Raw genomic sequence first — 17,998 nt, forward strand, 5'->3', positions numbered from 1 at the left:
AAGGAGTAAAAGCATCTCTATGTACCTTGAAAATTGCATATAAGAAATAGAAATGATAAGATTTTTAAATATCTTAATCAAGACATCCGAGGTAATTGTTATAAACAGAGTAATAATTACTGTCTGAAGAAAACAGACTTAAATAAAATTGACCTTAAGCCAACGCCGATAACGCTATATCGGTGTAGCGATCATTCATTCCCGTGAATGAAAGCAAGTTGGTCATGCTAGAAAGAGCGTATGGTGGATGCCTTGGCACTAAGAGCCGATGAAAGACGTGATAAGCTGCGAAAAGCTTCGGGGAGGAGCAAATATCCATTGATCCGGAGATCTCTGAATGGGGAAACCCACTTGAGCAAACCTCAAGTATCCTAACGCCAATACATAACGTTAGGAGGGGAACCCGGTGAACTGAAACATCTAAGTAGCCGGAGGAAGAGAAAACAACATGTGATTCTGTGAGTAGCGGCGAGCGAAAACGGAAGAGCCCAAACCGGGATGCGTGCATCCCGGGGTTCGGACCGCATAATTGATTCAACAAATTTAGCAGAACGGTTTTGGGAAAGCCGGCCAGAGAGGGTGAAAGCCCCGTAAGCGAAAGATGAGTTGACATGGCGGTATCCAGAGTAGGTCGAGACACGTGGAACCTTGACTGAACATGCGGGGACCACCCCGTAAGGCTAAATACTCCTTAGTGACCGATAGCGCATAGTACTGTGAAGGAACGGTGAAAAGGACCCCGGGAGGGGAGTGAAACAGAACCTGAAACCATATGTTTACAAGCTGTGGAACCACTTTATATGTGGAACCGCGTACTTTTTGTAGAACGGTCCGGCGAGTTGCGCTGGCTGGCGAGGTTAAGCACCAAAGGTGTGGAGCCGAAGGGAAACCAAGTCTTAATAGGGCGAATGAGTCAGTCGGAGCAGACCCGAAACCGGGTGATCTATCCATGTCCAGGTTGAAGTTGCCGTAAAAGGCAATGGAGGACCGAACCCACATCCGTTGAAAAGGGTGGGGATGAGGTGTGGATAGGGGAGAAATTCCAATCGAACCCGGAGATAGCTGGTTCTCCTCGAAATAGCTTTAGGGCTAGCCTCATATAAGTCTTGCGGAGGTAGAGCACTGAATTTCCTAGGGGGCGTCAAAGCTTACCGAAGAATATCAAACTCCGAATGCCGTGTAGATGTTGTATGGGAGTCAGACTGTACGAGATAAGTTGGACAGTCAAAAGGGAAAGAGCCCAGACCTGCAGCTAAGGCCCCAAAATGTGTGTTAAGTGGAAAAGGATGTGGGATTTCAAAGACAACTAGGATGTTGGCTTAGAAGCAGCCATACATTCAAAGAGTGCGTAATAGCTCACTAGTCGAGAGGTCCTGCGCCGAAAATGTCCGGGGCTGAAACACACTGCCGAAGCTCAGGAATGTACCTAGTACATTGGTAGAGGAGCATTGTATACGGGACGAAGCAGTACCGATAAGGAGCTGTGGACTGTATAGAAGAGAGAATGCCGGAATGAGTAGCGAGAGGAAGGTGAGAATCCTTCCGGCCGAATATCTAAGGTTTCCAGAGTAAAGCTGATCTGCTCTGGGTAAGTCGGGGCCTAAGGCCAGGTCGAAAGACGTAACCGATGGACAACAGGTTGAAATTCCTGTACCTTAAGTAAACAGAACTGTGGGGACACGTGTGGAGAGCACAAGCCGGAAATGGAAAAGCCGGTGCAAGCGGGGTAGGAGTACAGTAGGCAAATCCGCTGTACAATCCGAAGACGTGATGCGGACCGAATTAAGAGTAGGGAAGTGTGTGAGCCATGCGTCAAGAAAAGCCGCTATTGTTTTACTTAAGCCCGTACCGTAAACCGACACAGGTGGATGAGGAGAGAATCCTAAGGCCGACGGGAGAAGCATTGTTAAGGAACTCGGCAAAATGACTCCGTAACTTCGGGAGAAGGAGTGCCAGCGAGAGCTGGCCGCAGAGAATTGGCCCAAGCAACTGTTTAGCAAAAACACAGGTCTATGCAAAACCGTAAGGTGAAGTATATGGGCTGACGCCTGCCCGGTGCTGGAAGGTTAAGAGGAGAGGTTAGCGGTAACGCGAAGCTTTGAATTTAAGCCCCAGTAAACGGCGGCCGTAACTATAACGGTCCTAAGGTAGCGAAATTCCTTGTCGGGTAAGTTCCGACCCGCACGAAAGGCGTAATGATTTGGGCACTGTCTCAACAATGCACCCGGTGAAATTGAAATACCAGTGAAGATGCTGGTTACCTGCGCCAGGACGGAAAGACCCCATGGAGCTTTACTCCAGCTTGATACTGGGATTCGGTATTGCATGTACAGGATAGGTGGGAGGCTAGGAAGTGATAACGCCAGTTGTCACGGAGCCGCTGTTGGGATACCACCCTTGCAGTATTGGATTTCTAACCAGCGACCATGAACTGGTCGGGGGACAATGTCAGGTGGGGAGTTTGACTGGGGCGGTCGCCTCCGAAAGGGTATCGGAGGCGCTCAAAGGTTCCCTCAGAATGGACGGAAACCATTCGAAGAGTGCAAAGGCAGAAGGGAGCTTGACTGCGACACCGACGGGTGGAGCAGGTACGAAAGTAGGACTTAGTGATCCGGTGGTATAAAGTGGGATTGCCATCGCTCAACGGATAAAAGCTACCCTGGGGATAACAGGCTTATCACTCCCAAGAGTTCACATCGACGGAGTGGTTTGGCACCTCGATGTCGGCTCATCGCATCCTGGGGCTGAAGTAGGTCCCAAGGGTTGGGCTGTTCGCCCATTAAAGCGGTACGCGAGCTGGGTTCAGAACGTCGTGAGACAGTTCGGTCCCTATCCGGCGTGGGCGTAGGATATTTGAGAGGAGCTGTCCTTAGTACGAGAGGACCGGGATGGACTGGCCGCTGGTGTATCTGTTGCATACCAAATGCATGGCAGAGTAGCCAAGCCGGGACGGGATAAACGCTGAAGGCATCTAAGCGTGAAGCCCCCCTCAAGATGAGATATCCCTACGTAAGTAGTAAGACCCCTTGAAGACGACGAGGTAGATAGGTCAGAGGTGGAAGTACAGTAATGTATGGAGCTGACTGATACTAATCGGTCGAGGGCATGACCAAGCAAGGTGATAGGTAGGATGAAGAAAATATTTCTTGTATGCAGTTTTGAAGGTACATAAAATAAAAAAGCAAGTAAAAACCCTTGTCAAAAAAGACAAAAGGGTTTATACTATATAAGTATTCCTCGATAGCTCAGTGGTAGAGCATTCGGCTGTTAACCGAAGGGTCGTTGGTTCGAACCCAACTCGGGGAGTTAAAGACAGAAATCGATTTGGTTTCTGTCTTTTTTCAATATTTCAATATAAAAGCACAAGCCTTCTGCTTATTAAAAAGGAGGTTTGTGCTTTTTATAATACATTATTTCTGTAATTGAATCTTATCATTGTCAACCCGATATTCATATTCTGCGCAGGAATATCCTTTCTTAAAACACCATGAATTTGCAAACAGAACAATCTGATAAGTCGTATCAGCGGAAAGCTTGTTAATACGCCGGTGCTTCTGAATAATTTTTTTGCAATACTGATCCGGATGGATGACGAAGAAACGATTCGTTACTATATATAGCTCGATTTCTAGCGTATTATCATTAGTATAGACAGTAGAATGCCTGACAGAATAAGGTCTGGTTTGAATAAAGGAGAAAAAGAATGCAATGATCAATAATATAGCTAGGATTCGGATATTTCTTTTTTCCAAGGCAAACCTCCTAAACGGTAATTTCTTACAGTGTATATAAATACATCTATATAAATACAGTGTAAGTTATCACATCTATTTTTTCAACCGAAATCTTAGTATACTTCAGTTATAGGATGGTACGAAAGATGAGTAGAATTAAGATTGAACTGGAAAAGGTATTAAAAGAGAGGAAGATCAGCAAGAATCAGTTATGCTATGCATGTAAGCTGCAGCATACCCAGCTGAATAATTATTGTAAGAACAAAGTCGTGAGAGTTGATCTGGCCACGATCGCGAAGATCTGCGATTATGTGGGATGCAGTATTGCGGATATACTTGTGTTGGAGAAGGATGAAGAACCGGAGCAAGAGATAGCGGAAAAGTAAAAAAAGACTACAGATTTTAAACGTGCGATGATTAAAAAAGGAGATTATTATAACTTATTAATAAATGAGTGTAATAATCTCCTTTTTATTGACGAAAAATAGTATACATGATAGTATAAACTCACAGATGATGGTCTATCAGAGAGACTGTCATATATCTTCAAATTTTAAATGTTAATTTTCAATAATTTTTCAAAAATCAGAATCGACAATTCATGACAAATCAACCCTGAATAGGGGAACGTTTCTCATAGAAAAGAACTACAAAAAATAAGAAAATAAAAACGGAAAACCATTGTCTGTAGTATAAGTATTTGTTATTATGAAGTAAATAGAGGATATTTTACAAAGTAAAGCTTAATCTAGAGAATCTGCCAGTGGCAGGTCTCTGTAGATACCAAGGTATACAAAAGGAGAATGAAAAAATGAAAAAAGAAGACATGTCTTGTATCGACTGCGCAGTAAAAAACTGTAACAAAATGGATAAAACCTATCCGGATTTCTGTCTGACAACACACATGGATGAAGAAGTCTTAAATGAAGCAATGGAGTGCTACAACGAGGATGACAACCGTAAAGTAACGATCGCTGCAGCTGAAGTAGAGTATGAGAATTACTGCAAACATACCCGTGTTGAAGAAATCATGGATTTCGCAAAGAAGATTAATGCGAAAAAGATCGGGATCGCAACCTGTGTCGGATTGTTGAAAGAAAGCCGTATCCTGGCAGATATCCTGCGCAGACACGGCTTTGAGGTGTATGGTGTCGGCTGCAAGGCAGGGACACAGAAGAAAACATCGGTCGGCATCCCGGAATGCTGCGAAGGTATCGGTGTGAATATGTGTAATCCGATCCTGCAGGCAAAGCTTCTGAACAAGGCGAAGACGGACCTGAATGTTGTGGTCGGACTTTGTGTGGGGCATGACAGTCTGTTTTACAAATATTCCGAGGCACTGACTACGACAGCAGTGACGAAAGACCGTGTACTGGGGCATAATCCGGTGGCGGCGCTTTATACTGCGGATAGTTATTATTCGAAGTTGAAGAAGAGTGAAGAAGAGTAATATTTCTAATTTGGGCGTTTAAAGATACATGAAGATATAACAAAGCGAAAAATGAAACTAGAGCTTGTGTAAATGTTCTGTTATAATAAATTATTAAAATGAGAGGGGGTGTAAACATGGCAAGTATAAAAGATGTAGCACAAAAGGCAGGAGTCGGTGTTGGAACAGTATCAAGAGTACTGAATAACAGTGGATATGTATCGGATGAGACACGTGAAAAAATAGAAGAGGCTATGAAAAATCTTCAGTATACACCGAATGAACTTGCCAGAAATCTGTATCGTAAAAAGAGTGGGATCATTGCCGTTCTGGTGCCAACAGTAGAAATTCCTTTTTTTGCAGAACTTGTACATAATATTGAAGCAGAACTCTATAATGAAGGATTCAAGATCATGTTAGGTAATACAGATAAGGCACATAATGCAGAACTCGAATATCTGGATATGTTAAACAGGCATATCGTGGATGGTGTGATTACAGGTGTACATTCCTTAGATGTAGAAGAGTACAAAAAGATAAAAAAACCAATCGTTGCATTTGACCGTTATTTGGGAGAAAATATTCCTGTGGTTGCAGTCGATCATAAGGAGGGCGGACGACTGGCGGCGGAAATTCTGCTTAAGAATGGGTGTAAAAAAATAGTACATTTCAGAGGTTCAACTGCAGTAGAGTCGCCATATCACGAAAGACATTTTGAATTCGCAAGAATTATGAAGGAACAGGGAGTAGAGTGCTTTGATTATGAACTGGCATGGAATAAATTTGATCTGGAGTATTATAAGTATGCGGTAAAAGATTTGTTTGACAGACTGGATGAATGGGAATTTGATGGGATATTCGGAACAGATCTAGTTGCAATCGAGTGTATGAATGAGGTTATCCGAAGACATAAAAAGGTTCCGAAGGATGTAAAATGTGTGGCTTATGATGGAACATATATTACGCAGATAGTAGAACCAAGTGTGACTTCAATCGTTCAGCCGATAAAAGAACTGGCACAAGAGGCGGCCAGGTTAATTTGTGAATTGGTTAATGGGAAGACATATAAAAATGAAAAAGTAACATTAGGAGTATCTGTGAGAAAGGGGAGAACAACAATGAAATAGTAAAAATGCACAAAAACAGCACTCGAAATTTGATAAAATAAACGAAATGACGAAAAAATGTTGACATCTGAGCAGCTAAGAGTTATATATAGATTATACAAATCAGTCACGTGCACAGCTGAATTTATTTTTTTAACAAACATGGAACGGGTTCCATAAAAAAGAAAAGATGCGGAATTATTTTTTTTAGGAACATGGAACGGGTTCCACAAACAACCATCTACTCATTTAGGGAGGAAAAACTATGAAGAAAAAAAGCTTAAAAAAGGTTACATCTGCAGTATTAGTTGCAGCGATGTCGATGGGACTGCTTGCTGGATGCGGAGGAAGTAAGTCATCAGAAGAAGCAAAAACGGATGCGGACGGGGCAACCGTCATTAAATTTGGTATTCATGTGGCAAACCCAAAAAAACAGGAAACGGTTACTTACAATATTGTTCAGGGATTTAACAAAGAAAATAAAGGAAAATATAAAGTAGAATTCGTAGCAGCTGATACAGAAGCACATTCAAAAAATATGAAACTGGCAGCACAGGATGGAAGTCTTCCGGAAATTGTACATTTAGATTCAGCGGAGGCACCGGAATACAATGAGGCCGGATACTTATTAGATATGTCTGATTTTCTGAAAGAAAATAAAGACATTGATGATGCACTGGATGGTATGGAAGATGCATTCAATGATGGAAAAGTACAGTATGGACTTCCATATCAAAGTAATGTTCAGGGATTTTTCTATAATAAAGATTTGTTTGATAAAGCTGGGATTGCTTATCCAACAGATGATACAACTTATGACGAATTCCTTGATATGATCGCAAAACTGAAAGATTCAGGAGTTACACCAATCGCAATCGGAAGTAAGAACAGTGGATACTCAATGTGGGAGTTCAATGAATTCTTTTCAAGATATGGATGGGGAGATAATGAAAAATCCTATACTGGTGATAAGGCAAAATATTCAAACGATGATATGAATGCATGTTTTGAAAAAATAAAAGGACTTGCAGATGCCGGAGCATTTCCGGAAAATATGGCAACAATCGAATATTTTGACGCAAAACAGCTCTTTAATGAAGGAAAAGCAGCAATGTTCGGAACAGGTCAGTGGGACTGTGCAGAATTTGATAAAAATATCGGTGAACACATTGGATTCTGGTGGGGACCAAAATTTGAGGATTCTTCTTATGAACAGAATATTGCAATGAAAGTTCCGGCAGCTCCGCTGGTAGTAAGTTCAGCGGTAAAAGATAATGATAAAGCAAAAGAAGCTGTGTATGCATTTTTTAAATATTATTATGGAGAAGAAGCAGCAAAGATTTCTTATGAAGGATCTATTTTCCCGGCAACCAATTATGATGGTATTGCAGCAACAGATTCACAGTATGCAATGAATGCAATGATCACAGCACTTGGAAATGGATGGAAAACACCAAAAGCAGCTCCGGATCAGACAGTTACTCCGGCAGTTCAGGAAGCAATGTATGATGCAATATTTGGTGTTATGCAAGGAACATACAGTCCGAAAGATGCTTTAAAAAATATGGATTCGGCAGCAGCAAACTAGACAGACGTTAATATTGGCTGACACTGCATGGGACCGCCATGAAGATTTATCATGGTGGTCCCGGATATAAAGAGGATGAGCGTATGCATTGGTTAAGTAAAAAGAGATACAAGATAGGATTGGTAATTCCGACACTGGTTGTGTATATGGTATTTATTATTATTCCTATTGGAATGTCAATTGGATATAGTTTTTCAAAATATTCTGGAATTGGAAAGGCTACATTCAACGGATTGACAAATTATATGAGATTATTTAAAGACCGTTTGTTTTGGATATCCTTAAAGAACACAATGATTATGTTTATATTGGCATTTGTATTGTTATTGTCTTTATCTTTTCTCATTGCTTTGTTACTGAATAATAAATTAAAAGGAGTGGATTTTTCAAAGTCATTAATCTTTTCTCCTGCGATTATCGCACCGATCATTGTTGGAATTATCTGGGTTTATATATTAGATCCAAACATTGGTATTATCAATAATGTTTTGGATGCGATAGGGGCATCTGGTTTGAAACAAAAATGGATAGGCGGCAATACACTGTCTCCGTACAGTATCGCGATTATCTATTTCTGGCAGCAATTAGGATATCTGGTAACGGTATTTATTGCAGGTCTTAAAATGATACCGGGAGAGGTGTTGGAAGCAGTTGAAATAGATGGTGCAAGCTTTATACAGAAGACAATGTATGTCACAATTCCAATGATGAAATCAACGATTTCAACAGTAGCAGTTCTGATCATTACAGGAGTGTTTAAGATATTTGAAATTGTGCAGCAGACAACAGGAGGAGGTCCGAACCATCTGTCTGAGACGTTGGTTACATATAGTTACTCAATGACATTTAACAGTGGAGATTATGGTTATGGAATGTCTCTGGCTACATTTACATTCCTTCTTTCACTGGTGATCACAGGTATTTATTCAATACTTACAAGAGAAAGAGGTGAATAGGAATGGTACCGAAAAGAAAGAAAATTGCAATGTATGCTGCGATGATCATTATAACAGCGATTGTTGTATTTCCATTTTTATGGATGGTATTGCTTTCGTTCAAATCAAGTTCAGAGATCATGTCTAATCCATTGGCAATGCCGAAGGCATTTAATCTCGACAACTTCAAACATGCATTGGAAACATTAAACTTTCCACAATTATATGCGAACACTTTTGTTGTATGTATATTATCTGTTGTGTTGGAACTTATTATTACATTCTGCAGCTCTTTTGTAATTGCAAGAATGGAATTTAAGCATCCGAAGGCAAAGAGTTTATTGTATGGATTTTTGATTTTGGGATTATCTGTTTCACCATTTATTTTATTGTTCCCGGTATATAAGATTAATATCTTTTTCGGGTTGAAAGGAAAATGGGCATTGATTTTTCCATATGCAGCAAGTTCGATTTCATTCAATACGCTTCTTCTGACAGCATATTTGAAACAGCTTCCTACGGAAATTGACGAAGCGGCTGTAATAGATGGCTGTAACATCTGGCAGCTGATGGTGAAAGTTATTTTGCCAATGGCAAAGCCGGTTATTGCAACAATTGTCATTTTTAACGTGTTATACATATGGAATGAATATCCGTATGCATCTGTAATGCTGAAAGATGTATCTGATTATACACTTTCTATGGGAGCTTCATTCTTCAAAGGAAATTATACGGTAGATTATGGTGGAATTGTAGCATCCAGTCTTATGATTATTGTTCCGGAACTGATCTTCTATGGATTATTCCAGAAGAATATTGTAGAGGGTATGACAGCGGGAGCTGTGAAAGGATAATTATTAACAAAAAGAAAAGGAGACTTATATTATGAGCAATGTATCAGGATTATTTAAAGATTTGACAACTGTAAAAAAAGCCAGAAACGGAAGACTTGCCAGCTGGGATCAGAGAGGTAAGAATCAGGATTATTGGGAAATCCCGGCAGGTGAGACAATCTCTCTTGGAGAAGTGGAAGGACCTGGATGTATCACACATATCTGGATGACTTCTTCCTGCAGAAAAGTAGTAGCACCAAGTATTCTTGATCCGGTATTAAATGCTTCAGCAGCTCCGGTTATGGAGATTCATCCGGCACTTGGAGTTATCTGGGATGATTATGATCCATTCTATTATAGAAAAGTTCTGATCAAGATTACATGGGATGATCAGGATACACCAAGTGTACTTGCACCATTGGGAGATTTCTTCTGTATTGGTAACAGTTATCCGGGCAATTTTTCTTCGCTGCCATTTAATGTTTCGCTGAAACCAGAAGAAGCAGGAAGATATGGAGCTCCTTGTTCTGTGTCATGCTATTTCCCAATGCCTTTTAATAAAAAAGCAAAAATTGAGATTGTAAATGAAAACGAACTTCCATTTATTTTATATTTCAATATTGACTATGAAATGTATAAAGAGCCACTGGATGAGAATACAGCATATTTCCATGCAAGCTGGCACAGAGAAAATCCTTGTCAGGGCTGGGGACCAGACCTTCAGACAAACTGTCCGGAAGTTAATAATGTAACCAATTTTAAAGGTGAGAATAACTATACGGTGCTTGACGTAGAAGGAACGGGACATTATGTAGGATGTAACCTTACTGTAAAACACTACCAGGGAAGCTGGTGGGGAGAAGGAAATGATATGTTCTTCATTGATGGAGAGGAATACCCGTCATTAAATGGTACAGGAACAGAGGATTATTTCAACCATGCATGGGGAATGCAGAAAAATGCATATCCATTCTTTGGAACTATTGTACATGAAAGCGATACAGATGGATTCCAGGTATCTTACCGTTTTCACATTACAGATCCAGTAAGATTTGAGAAACATTTGAAAGTTACGATTGAACATGGACATGCGAACCATCTGTCAGATGACTGGAGTTCAACAGCATACTGGTATCAGACACTGCCAACAGCAAAACCAATTACGATTCTTCCTGTAGAAGAGAGAATTCCAAATGTACCGGTACTTCCAGAACGCAATCTTCAGATGCCGGAATTAACAGAAGAAATGAAAGCAGCGAGAGAATCATGGGCAAAACGCTGGGAAGAGTATAAGCCTGCAAGAGAAGAACAGTTCAGAATTAAAGAAAATAAGGCCCGCCGGGAATCAAAGCTTAATACTGAATTTGCAAAGAAGCTTCGTGAAGAATATAAGTAATAATATCGGAGGCACAATATGTCAAAAGAACTGATGATTGAAAGAATAGAAAAAGCCCAGAAAGAAATTGAAGCAAAAAGAGAAACCGTACAGCAGGGAAAATTTCGTCAGGACTATCATTTTATGGCAGAAACCGGATGGATCAATGACCCAAATGGGTTGATATATTTTAAAGGAAAGTATCACTTTTTCTATCAATATAATCCATATTCCGGATTTTGGGACTGTATGCACTGGGGACATGCTGTCAGTGAAGATATGATTCATTGGGAGTATCTGCCATTAGCGCTTGCACCAAGTGAAGTATATGATGATCATTTGAAGGGGGGATGCTTCTCCGGCAGTGCGATTGAACATGATGGAAAGTTATTCCTGATCTATACAGGAACCTGTAATAATGGAAAGGGGTTTGAACAGGCACAGTGTATCGCATATAGTGAAGACGGGATCCACTTTGAAAAATATGAAGGGAACCCGGTGATCACAGCACCGGAAGGTGTTCCAACAGATCTGTTCAGGGATCCGAAAGTATGGAAACATGATGATACCTATTATGTAGTCTGTGGAGCAAGCAAAAATGGATTTGCACAGGCAAGACTGTATAAATCGACAGATATGTTCCACTGGGAATTTGTCAATGTCCTTGCAGAGAGCAGAGGCGAATGGGGCTATATGTGGGAGTGCCCGGATTTTTATCCGGTAGGAGATAAATATGTGTTGATGTTCTCTCCGATGGGAGGAAAAGAGCGCACCAGTGTTTATCTGGTGGGAGATTTTGACTATGATACCGGAAAATTTTTCTATACAATTTCAGGGGAAATTGACTGGGGATTTGATTATTATGCACCACAGTCATTCCTGGCACCGGATGGCAGAAGGATTCTGGTAGGATGGGCGAATGCATGGGATTGGATGCCATTTTGGAAAGACTGGGGTCCGACATATCAAGAAGGCTGGTGCGGATTCTTTAACATTCCGAGAGAGGCGGTATTAGCAGAAGATAATACATTAAAGTTTATTCCTGTAAAAGAATTACAGGATCTCCGGAAGAATAAGCAGGAAGAAGCGGACATTCTGATAAAAGAAGACGAGAAAAAAGAACTTCGGAGTGGCTGTGTTTATGAAACGGAAATGCGGATAAATCTGAAAAAATCAACTGCAGACAAGATTAGGCTGAACTTAAGAATGTCTCAGGGAAAGAAGACAGAGATCCTATTTGATCTGAAGAGAGCGGAAGCATATTTTGACCGTAATAATTCCGATGGCTGGAGTAAAGGAGTCGCAAGATGTCCATTGAATTTAATGGGCAAAGAGCATCTGGATATTCATATTTATTCTGACAAAATTTCATTAGAAATATTCAGCAATGAGTATCAGAATAATTTTTCTTGTAATATATATAATGTGGATGATGATCAGAAAAATGAAATGAAAGCAATTGGTGGAGATCTGATGATTGAAAGCATTCGGTCATGGGAACTTGAAAAGACAATGAAATAATTATTCTCTCTCTGAAAAGGAATAACAAACCAGATTAGCAAAGGTTTGTTATTCCTTTTTGCATATTATTTATCTAACTTAAGTCCCGCCAGTGCCTGTGCAAATGCGTTATTCACCGGTTCGTCATTTTGCTGCTGCTGTTTCTTCAGATATTTCTGGACATCGCGCTTAGATACGCCGGCACCTTCTTTGGCACGACGGTTCTTGAATGCTTCCAGCTTCTCTTTGTAGCCGCAGGAGCATACAAATGTCTCACTGTCCCCCTTTTTGATCAGTTCCATCTTCTTGTGACAGTTCGGACATCTTGCATTGCTGGTGCGTGCGATCGTCTCGCGGTAGCCGCATTCACGGTCTTGGCAGACCAGCATACGGGAGTTCTTGCCTTTGACAGAGAGCATACGCTTGCCGCAGTGCGGGCATTTTGTATTAGTCAGGTTATCGTGACGGAAAGTTCCGTCGGAAGTCTTGATATCCTGAATTAATTCTTTGGTGTAGCTTTCGATATCTTTGATAAATACCTGTTCTTTGTGTGCTCCTTTGGCAATCTTGGCAAGTTCCATTTCCCAGGAAGCGGTAAGCTCCGGTTTTTTCAAATCTTCCGGGACTAATTCCAGAAGCTGTTTTCCTTTGGATGTCAGAAGAATCTCATTTCCCTTCTTTTCCAGCAGGAAAGAGTGGAACAATTTTTCAATGATATCGGCTCTTGTCGCTACGGTTCCGAGTCCGCCGGTTTCACCGAGAGTTTTTTTCATCTTATTATCATCAGAAGACATATAACGTACCGGATTCTCCATGGCGGACAGAAGTGTCGCTTCTGTAAAACGGGCGGGAGCTTTGGTCTTACCGCTTGTGATATTCGTGCGTGTGACAGTCAGGGTGTCGCCTTTGTGGAGAACAGGAAGTGCCTGCTCTGAAGCCTTTAAGTACATATCATTATTTTGGAAATCTTCTCCAAAATCTTCAGAATCTTCATAATCCCCGTAAGCATCATATTGTGAAGCAGAGGAACCGGAAGATGCAGCATCGGCATATACGGCCTTCCATCCGGCGGCTTTGATGACCTTTCCTTTTGCAGTAAATGTTTCACCTGCGGCTTCAGCTTTTAGTGTAGTCTGCTCATATTCAAATGCCGGATAGAGGACGCTGATAAAACGGCGTACGACCAGATCATAGATCTTGCGTTCATTGTTCGACATATGTTCCATCTGGACATATTCTTCCGTCGGGATGATCGCATGATGGTCGCTGACTTTTTTATCATCTACGAAGGCTTTGCTTGTCTTAAGCGGTTTCTTTAAGAGTTCCGGAATATATTTCTTATAAGGTCCGATATTGCAGGCTTTCAGGCGTTCTTTGATCGTTGGCACAATGTCCGTACCGATATAGCGGGAGTCTGTTCTTGGATAGGTGAGGACTTTGTGGTGTTCGTACAGACTCTGCATGATATTCAATGTCTCCTTTGCGGAGAAGCCAAAGCGCTTATTGGCATCGCGCTGTAATTCCGTCAGATCATAGAGGCCCGGGGAAGGTGTCCGCTTGGATGAGGTATGCACATCCGTCACGGTAAGTGTCTGGTTCTTTAATTTTTTATCAAGGCCGGTTATCAGGTCTTTGTTAAAGGAGCGCAGGGAACCGCTTTTCTTTTGCTGCCATGTCCATGTGACGATAGAAGCCATAGTGCCGACAGAACCACCGGTAACAGAAGTTGTACAACGCAGTCCATAATAATCTTCCGGTTTAAATGAACGGATCTGCTGTTCGCGGTGTGCGATCATGGCAAGTGTCGGTGTCTGTACACGTCCGCAGGAGAGCTGGGCGTTATACTTGCAGGTCAGTGCACGGGTGGCATTGATCCCGACCAGCCAGTCTGCCTCTGCGCGGCTTCTTGCGGCATGATATAAGTCGTTGTAGGCACGACCATCCTTCAAGTGGGCAAACCCTTCTTTGATCGCTTTATCGGTAACAGAGGAGATCCACAGACGGCGGATCGGCTTATGACAGCCGGATTTGTCCAGGATCCAGCGGGCAACCAGTTCTCCCTCACGTCCGGCATCGGTGGCAATGATGATCTCAGAGACATCTTTCCGGAAAAGCTGTGTCTTTACATTATGGTATTGTTTGGATGTCTGTTTGATCACGACGAGCTCCCATTTCTTTGGAACCATCGGGAGATAAGACATATCCCAGGCTTTGAACTTTTTATCATATTCTTCCGGGTCTGCTAAAGTGACCAGATGGCCGAGTGCCCAGGTGACGATATAATTGCTGCCTTCGATCGCACCGGAAATGTTCTTGTGACAGCCGAGAACACGGGCGATATCGCGGGCAACAGATGGCTTTTCAGCCAGTACGAGTGATTTCATATATATACTCCTTTCAGATATAGAAAAACCCCGAAAACATGATGTTTCCGAGGTTATATAAGAGGCGCCAACCAGATTTGAACTGGTGATAGAGGTGTTGCAGACCTTTGCCTTACCACTTGGCTATGGCGCCATGCCTTACGTACTGTTAAGTATAACAAATACGTAAGATGAAGTCAAGAAAATCTGTATGTTAAAATCCGAGATCTTCATTTACCAGAATGACTTTGATGCGCTGCGGTGTCTTGGAATATCTGGTGATCAGGATCTGACAGCAGATCGTATCCGGTGTTTTGCAGTCGAAACAGGCACCTGTTTTGCAACAAGGAGTGCTCAGGTTGAAACGCTGTGCGTTGATCGGAGCGGCTTCATTTCTTGCACGGGACATGGCAGAATCTACATCGCGTGTAACTTTATTCATTCCGATGATCATCAACACATTCCGTGGTCCGGCAGCGATAGAGGATACACGGTTGGAATGTCCGTCGATATTGATCATAATTCCATCTTCCGTGATCGCATTTGCACTGGTCAGGAAGTAATCACAATCATATGCCGCAAGCTCGATCTTGCGCTTATCTTCCGGTGTCGGTGCGGTATCGCGGTTGTATACATGATAATTTCCCTGACAGACAGCTTCTTTTAAGCCGATCTCATTGACAGACATGGAACCGCCCCAGGAGATGCTGCTTCCTTCCGGGATTAATTCCAATGCTTTCTTCAGAGCCTCTTCTTTGGAGTCTGTATAATAAGCTTCCATGTTGCGGGCTGTAAGTTCTTTTACAATCTTTGCGCCTAACATCTGGTTTCGTTTAATTCGATTCTGATCCATAATGAATTCCTCCCACGTTTATGTTGTTTAGATATTTCTACTTGAAATTATAACACAGATTCAGGTCTGCAGTCTTTGAAATAACGCAGAAGATGAGAAAATGAACATTTATATACTGCGCTTTTCCAGTCTTAAAATATAAAAAGAAAGCATGATGTTTGTCCGGTTCTCATTGGTCAGGATATCATAATCCAGAAGTTCTTTTATCTTATTCAGTTTATACGACAGCGTATTCTTATGACAATAAAGTGCATCTGCGGTATGGATGATACTACAGTCATGATCAAAGTAGACTTCCAGGATATGCAGATAATCGGTATGATGCACAGCGTCATAGTCAAGAATCGGGCCAAGTGTGGAGTTCAGGAAATCCGCTGTCAGCGATTGATTGTGGATATCGGCCAGAAGTTTGTATACACCAAGCTTATCGTACTCAAGGAAGTTCTTCGGGAGAGCAGTTTTGGTGAGCTGATAGGCGGTAAATGCGGTCTCGTAAGAGCGGTGAATGTCTGTAAGCTGCGAGACCGTAGTTCCGATCCCGACATAGACATCGGAGTTATTCTGACAGACATCGTAGAGCTTCTGAGATATATCGTTTACAGATTCACCGGCAAACAATACGATCAGATGCTTCCCTTCTTCATATACGATCCCTTTAGACATGAAATAACGGATCTTCTTTTCCAGCTGTTCCAGGTAAGAATTACCGGAATCACTGTCATAAGTGTGGCAGCTGATCATGAGGATGGTATAGTTCATGTCGCGGAAGAATCCATTGCTTTCCAGAGGATTCAGATAGGAGTCTTCATTCTCGGGGTAATAGATCGCATTTTTCAAAGCAGCGGCAAGACTGGTTTCACGGTGTTCGTTTTTTAACAGAATCTCAGAAAAGATCCGCATGATATCAATGAACGGAGTGTCCCAGGAAGTGGAGAACAGCGGAAGCTGTATTTCATTGCAATAGTCGATAATCTCCTGGGAAAATGCAGGACGCGATTTTACAGAGATGATCAGTCCGCTGGCGTGTGCATCTTTCAATGACTTTAAGAACTCTTTCAGCCAGTCCTGAGAGGTAAAATTCAGACCTGAGTTAAAGATCAGTTCATCACCGTGGAGCAGATGGGAGAATTCACCCTGTTCGACGGTATGGATCCAGGTTACTTCTTTATTGAAAAAACTATTGGTATGAAGGATGACATCGAATTGGTTGTTAATTGCTTCATACAGGGATTGTAATTTAATTGCCATAAGTGTGATCCTCCTGATATGTGTTGATCAGAATATAGATATATTTTATCATAATTGTGTGTGACGCACAATTTATAGAATAAAATCTGTCGATTAAAACTATATTCATAGTAAATTTTATGTGATATATTGTATGAGAAGTACAAAAGAATGAATATTCAACCCCGAAAAATGTGCTTCTAAAAAAATCCATTCTCTAGATTTTTAAAAGAAAAGGCTCTCTGGCAAATGCCAGAGAGCCTTTTCCTGTAATGCGTTTGATGATGTAGGTTCTAATGGATTAAAGTCCAAATCTACCAGGTAGTGAAAAAATCTGTACACATCAACTATTGATTGCTCATTTCACCAGAACGGTCTGGTGTTCACGTTTGTGACGGCTCTTTCGATATTCAGTAGGAGATATTCCATGATATTCTTTAAATATTTTTGAAAAGTAAGAAGGAGAATTGAATCCACAGATCTGACTGATATAGTCTACAGACCAGTCAGAGGTGAAAAGAAATTCTTCACTCTGGGTGATGCGAAAATCCAGTATATATTTTTTTAATGGAACACCCATCTGCTTTGAAAAAATCTCTGAGAGATAGGAGCGATTCAGGCCCAGTTTGTCTGCAATATATTGAACAGTCAGATCCCGTCCGTAGAAATCTTCTACAATGGAAATTGCCCGTTGGACATGACTTTCCGAATTTTGACGACTTTTTCTTTCTGGAAGTTCTTTGGAATCTTCGATAAATGTACCGACTTTTGAAAGAAGGAGAAGAAGGATTCCATTCGTATACAGATCATTTTTTGTATTGTTATTTTTTATGGAAATCAGAATATCGAGGAGATCTTTAATCTCTTCAAAGACTTCTGTAGAAAGTTCCTTGGTAAGTGAGGGGTAACCGAATCCAAGACGATGCATGAAATATGGTGCAAGTTTACCATTGAAACCGACCCACGAATATGTCCAGGGGTCTTCCTTATCGGCCTGATAGAAGACCATCTGATGTAGGACGGATTTTGCGGACATTCAAAATAAAAAAGAATGT

General features: G+C 41.5%; 13 protein-coding genes, 2 tRNA genes and 1 rRNA gene. 10 read left to right on the forward strand and 6 right to left on the reverse strand.

The window, feature by feature from the left end; genetic code table 11:
* The first annotated feature begins 220 nt into the window (after positions 1-220).
* Both NQ508_RS00545 and NQ508_RS00550 read left to right on the forward strand, forming a co-directional pair.
* A 23S ribosomal RNA gene (locus NQ508_RS00545) occupies positions 221-3,113 on the forward strand.
* A 121-nt stretch (positions 3,114-3,234) separates the two neighbouring features.
* Positions 3,235-3,306, forward strand: a tRNA-Asn gene (locus NQ508_RS00550).
* A gap of 104 nt (positions 3,307-3,410) precedes the next feature.
* On the opposite strand, the gene NQ508_RS00555 is transcribed toward NQ508_RS00550, so the two are convergent.
* Positions 3,411-3,752, reverse strand: coding sequence for a hypothetical protein (locus NQ508_RS00555; RefSeq protein WP_044920102.1), 342 nt, complete (start codon positions 3,750-3,752; stop codon positions 3,411-3,413).
* 128 nt (positions 3,753-3,880) lie between these two features.
* Here NQ508_RS00555 and NQ508_RS00560 point away from each other — a divergent pair, with 128 nt between their 5' ends.
* The 8 genes from NQ508_RS00560 (at position 3,881) to NQ508_RS00595 (ending at position 12,521) form a co-directional block, all read left to right on the forward strand.
* Positions 3,881-4,120, forward strand: a complete 240-nt coding sequence (locus NQ508_RS00560) for a helix-turn-helix domain-containing protein (RefSeq protein WP_022416468.1) — start codon at positions 3,881-3,883, stop codon at positions 4,118-4,120.
* Between the two features lie 425 nt (positions 4,121-4,545).
* Positions 4,546-5,184 (forward strand): DUF1847 domain-containing protein, encoded by a 639-nt coding sequence (locus tag NQ508_RS00565; RefSeq protein ID WP_006427732.1) that lies wholly within the window; start codon positions 4,546-4,548, stop codon positions 5,182-5,184.
* A 116-nt stretch (positions 5,185-5,300) separates the two neighbouring features.
* Positions 5,301-6,290 (forward strand): LacI family DNA-binding transcriptional regulator, encoded by a 990-nt coding sequence (locus tag NQ508_RS00570; protein ID WP_044920101.1) that lies wholly within the window; start codon positions 5,301-5,303, stop codon positions 6,288-6,290.
* Positions 6,291-6,534: 244 nt separating this feature from the next.
* Positions 6,535-7,857, forward strand: coding sequence for an ABC transporter substrate-binding protein (locus NQ508_RS00575; RefSeq protein ID WP_006427730.1), 1,323 nt, complete (start codon positions 6,535-6,537; stop codon positions 7,855-7,857).
* A gap of 83 nt (positions 7,858-7,940) precedes the next feature.
* Complete coding sequence (locus tag NQ508_RS00580) at positions 7,941-8,813, forward strand: carbohydrate ABC transporter permease (protein ID WP_044920100.1); 873 nt, start codon at positions 7,941-7,943, stop codon at positions 8,811-8,813.
* Positions 8,814-8,815: 2 nt separating this feature from the next.
* Complete coding sequence (locus tag NQ508_RS00585; protein WP_006427728.1) at positions 8,816-9,646, forward strand: carbohydrate ABC transporter permease; 831 nt, start codon at positions 8,816-8,818, stop codon at positions 9,644-9,646.
* Positions 9,647-9,677: 31 nt separating this feature from the next.
* Positions 9,678-11,021: a glycoside hydrolase family 172 protein gene (locus NQ508_RS00590; protein WP_006427727.1), complete on the forward strand. Its 1,344-nt coding sequence runs from the start codon at positions 9,678-9,680 to the stop codon at positions 11,019-11,021.
* 18 nt (positions 11,022-11,039) lie between these two features.
* A complete protein-coding gene (locus NQ508_RS00595; protein ID WP_006427726.1) occupies positions 11,040-12,521 on the forward strand; it encodes a glycoside hydrolase family 32 protein in 1,482 nt (493 codons plus the stop codon).
* A gap of 65 nt (positions 12,522-12,586) precedes the next feature.
* Here the strand turns inward: NQ508_RS00595 and NQ508_RS00600 are convergent, their stop codons facing one another.
* From NQ508_RS00600 to NQ508_RS00620, 5 genes are all read right to left on the reverse strand, one after another.
* On the reverse strand, positions 12,587-14,884 hold the full coding sequence (locus tag NQ508_RS00600) for a DNA topoisomerase III (RefSeq protein ID WP_006427725.1): 2,298 nt from the start codon (positions 14,882-14,884) through the stop codon (positions 12,587-12,589).
* A gap of 62 nt (positions 14,885-14,946) precedes the next feature.
* Positions 14,947-15,017: transfer RNA gene (locus tag NQ508_RS00605), tRNA-Cys, on the reverse strand.
* A 60-nt stretch (positions 15,018-15,077) separates the two neighbouring features.
* On the reverse strand, positions 15,078-15,716 hold the full coding sequence (locus NQ508_RS00610; protein WP_006427724.1) for a lactate utilization protein: 639 nt from the start codon (positions 15,714-15,716) through the stop codon (positions 15,078-15,080).
* A gap of 108 nt (positions 15,717-15,824) precedes the next feature.
* Positions 15,825-16,964, reverse strand: a complete 1,140-nt coding sequence (locus NQ508_RS00615) for a PucR family transcriptional regulator (protein ID WP_006427723.1) — start codon at positions 16,962-16,964, stop codon at positions 15,825-15,827.
* Positions 16,965-17,301: 337 nt separating this feature from the next.
* Complete coding sequence (locus tag NQ508_RS00620) at positions 17,302-17,979, reverse strand: AraC family transcriptional regulator (RefSeq protein WP_006427720.1); 678 nt, start codon at positions 17,977-17,979, stop codon at positions 17,302-17,304.
* Positions 17,980-17,998 lie beyond the last annotated feature (19 nt).

It is taken from the genome of Dorea longicatena (assembly GCF_025150085.1).
GTDB classification, from domain to species: Bacteria; Bacillota; Clostridia; order Lachnospirales; family Lachnospiraceae; genus Dorea_A; species Dorea_A longicatena.

Coding starts and splice junctions, on each gene's coding strand:
- NQ508_RS00560 (WP_022416468.1), top strand. CDS start 3,881: ATGAGTAGAATTAAGATTGAACTGGAAAAGGTATTAAAAGAGAGGAAG.
- NQ508_RS00565 (WP_006427732.1), top strand. CDS start 4,546: ATGAAAAAAGAAGACATGTCTTGTATCGACTGCGCAGTAAAAAACTGT.
- NQ508_RS00570 (WP_044920101.1), top strand. CDS start 5,301: ATGGCAAGTATAAAAGATGTAGCACAAAAGGCAGGAGTCGGTGTTGGA.
- NQ508_RS00575 (WP_006427730.1), top strand. CDS start 6,535: ATGAAGAAAAAAAGCTTAAAAAAGGTTACATCTGCAGTATTAGTTGCA.
- NQ508_RS00580 (WP_044920100.1), top strand. CDS start 7,941: ATGCATTGGTTAAGTAAAAAGAGATACAAGATAGGATTGGTAATTCCG.
- NQ508_RS00585 (WP_006427728.1), top strand. CDS start 8,816: ATGGTACCGAAAAGAAAGAAAATTGCAATGTATGCTGCGATGATCATT.
- NQ508_RS00590 (WP_006427727.1), top strand. CDS start 9,678: ATGAGCAATGTATCAGGATTATTTAAAGATTTGACAACTGTAAAAAAA.
- NQ508_RS00595 (WP_006427726.1), top strand. CDS start 11,040: ATGTCAAAAGAACTGATGATTGAAAGAATAGAAAAAGCCCAGAAAGAA.
- NQ508_RS00600 (WP_006427725.1), bottom strand. CDS start 14,884: ATGAAATCACTCGTACTGGCTGAAAAGCCATCTGTTGCCCGCGATATC.
- NQ508_RS00610 (WP_006427724.1), bottom strand. CDS start 15,716: ATGGATCAGAATCGAATTAAACGAAACCAGATGTTAGGCGCAAAGATT.
- NQ508_RS00615 (WP_006427723.1), bottom strand. CDS start 16,964: ATGGCAATTAAATTACAATCCCTGTATGAAGCAATTAACAACCAATTC.
- NQ508_RS00620 (WP_006427720.1), bottom strand. CDS start 17,979: ATGTCCGCAAAATCCGTCCTACATCAGATGGTCTTCTATCAGGCCGAT.